This window comes from Bradyrhizobium sp. DOA1, assembly GCF_001593325.1.
GTDB lineage: Bacteria > Pseudomonadota > Alphaproteobacteria > Rhizobiales > Xanthobacteraceae > Bradyrhizobium.
The window spans coordinates 5093116-5095356 of the sequence record NZ_JXJM01000001.1; the positions used below are offsets into that span (position 1 = coordinate 5093116).

Genomic DNA, 2241 nt, shown 5'->3' on the forward strand with positions numbered 1-2241 from the left:
CTAGCCACGCCCGTCCGACGCGGTCGGCCGCCACACCAGCAACCTGCGCTCCACCAGCGTCACCCCAAAGTCGATCAGGATGACGAAGGCGGACAGCACGAACATGCCGGCGAACACGCCGGCGACGTCGAAGATGCCCTCGGCCTGCTGGATCAGATAGCCGAGCCCGGCCGCCGACCCGAGATATTCGCCGACGACCGCGCCGACCACGGCGAAGCCGACCGAGGTGTGCAGCGAGGAGAACATCCAGGACAGCGCCGAGGGCCAATAGACGTGCTGCATCAATTGCCGCTCGCTCATGCCGAGCATGCGGCCGTTGTCGAGCACGGTGCGGCTGACCTCCTTCACGCCCTGATAGACGTTGAAGAAGACGATGAAGAACACCAGCGTCACGCCGAGCGCGACCTTGGACCAGATGCCGAGCCCGAGCCACAGCGCGAAGATCGGCGCCAGCACGACGCGTGGCAGCGCGTTGACCATCTTCACATAGGGATCGAACACGGCTGCGACCAGCGGCTGGCGCGCGAACCAGAAGCCGACCAGCACGCCGCCGAGCGATCCAATCACGAAAGCGAGGATCGATTCCGCCAGCGTGATGCCGAGATGCTTCCAGATCACGCCGGACGAAAACCACTTCACGATCTGGCTGAACACGTCGAGCGGGTTCGAGAAGAAGAACGGCGGCAGCAGGATCTTGCCGAACACGGGAACGGTCGTCAGCACCTGCCACAGCACGATGAAGATGACCGCGACCAGGATTTGCAGCGCAAGCAGCGTCGGACGAGACATCAGACTGCCTCCGCCGCGTTCGTGGATTGGGCGTAACCCTTCATCACCTCGTCCTTGAGCACGCTCCAGATCTCGCGATGCAGTGCGTGGAATTCCTTGTCGAGCCGCACCTCGAAAATGTCGCGCGGGCGCGGCAGGCTGACGCGCCAGTCGCCGATGATGCGCGAGGACGGCCCCGCCGACATGATCACAACGCGGTCGGCGAGCGCGATCGCCTCTTCGAGGTCGTGAGTGACGAACAGCACGGCCTTGCGGTCGGCATTCCAGAGCTCGAGCAGCAGATTGCCCATAACCTGGCGCGTCTGCGCATCGAGCGGCCCGAACGGCTCGTCCATCAGCAGGATCTTCGGATCGCGGATCAAGACCTGCGCCAGCGCCACGCGCTTGCGCTGGCCGCCGGAGAGCATGTGCGGATAGCGGTTCGCGAAGGCGCCGAGGCCGACGGAGGTCAGCCATTTCTGCGCCCGCGGCAGCGCTTCAGTGCGCGGCGTCCCCTTGATCTCGAGCCCGATCGCGACGTTGTCGAGCGCGGTCTTCCACGGGAATAACGCGTCGGCCTGGAACAGGTATCCGGCATCGCGGTTCAGCCCCGCGAGCGGCCGGTCGAAGATCGTGACACGGCCGGCGGCGGGCTTGAGCAGGCCCGCGGCAACGTTGAGCAGCGTCGATTTCCCGCACCCCGTGGGCCCCACGATGGCGACGAACTCGCCTTGCGCCACCTTGAGATGCGCTTCTTCGACCGCAGTATAGACCCGGCCGTCCCCGAGACGGAACGCAACCTTGGCGTCTTCCAGCGCCACTGCCGTAGGCGTCATGTATTCCCTCCGAATTTGCCCGATGCCTTAGCCGCTTGCGCCGCCAAGTTCAATCAATCGGCTAAGCGTGCTACGCATGGGGCTTGCCGGCCCTTACCCTCCAGGGGAAGGGTAACAACGAGTCTGCAATCGATGCCCTCCAAGCTGGCGATCAGCTACCAGCACGTCACCAAGAGCTTCGGCCGGCTCAAGGCTGTCGATGAGATCTCGCTCGACATCGCCGAGGGCGAGTTCGTGGCCGTCGTCGGTGGGTCGGGCTCGGGCAAGACGACGCTGCTGCGGCTCGCCAACCGGCTGATCGAGGCTGACGGCGGCACGATCATGGTGGAGGCTGAGAACGTCCGAAACGTCGATCCGGTCGCGCTGCGGCGGCGCATCGGCTACGTGTTCCAGGCCGGCGGGCTGTTTCCGCATTTGAGCGTTGCCGAGAACATCGGGATCACGCCGAAACTTCTGGGCGCGCCGGCAGCGGACATCGCCGCCCGCGTCGACGAACTGCTCGAGCTCGTGCAGCTCGACCGTGCCGCGCACCGCGACCGGCTGCCGGCGGCGCTGTCCGGCGGCCAGCGCCAGCGTGTCGGCGTGGCCCGGGCGCTCGCGGCAAAGCCCCGCATCGTGCTGATGGACGAGCCGTTCG

General features: G+C 65.9%; 3 protein-coding genes. 1 reads left to right on the forward strand and 2 read right to left on the reverse strand.

The genetic code is table 11. The features are described 5' to 3' along the window. Both SE91_RS23710 and SE91_RS23715 read right to left on the reverse strand, forming a co-directional pair. Positions 1-789, reverse strand: coding sequence for an ABC transporter permease (locus SE91_RS23710; RefSeq protein WP_061849331.1), 789 nt, complete (start codon positions 787-789; stop codon positions 1-3). After that, positions 789-1604 (reverse strand): ABC transporter ATP-binding protein, encoded by an 816-nt coding sequence (locus SE91_RS23715; protein WP_061849332.1) that lies wholly within the window; start codon positions 1602-1604, stop codon positions 789-791. The genes SE91_RS23710 and SE91_RS23715 overlap by 1 nt, the downstream gene beginning before the upstream one ends. Positions 1605-1736: 132 nt before the next feature. On the opposite strand from SE91_RS23715, the gene SE91_RS37760 reads away from it, so the two are divergent. Next, a partial coding sequence (locus SE91_RS37760) for an ATP-binding cassette domain-containing protein (protein ID WP_245318511.1) occupies positions 1737-2241 on the forward strand: 505 nt, incomplete at its 3' end.

Bases quoted from the DNA above. Each gene is read 5' to 3' on its own strand.
- SE91_RS23710 (WP_061849331.1), bottom strand. From the start codon at position 789: ATGTCTCGTCCGACGCTGCTTGCGCTGCAAATCCTGGTCGCGGTCATC.
- SE91_RS23715 (WP_061849332.1), bottom strand. From the start codon at position 1,604: ATGACGCCTACGGCAGTGGCGCTGGAAGACGCCAAGGTTGCGTTCCGT.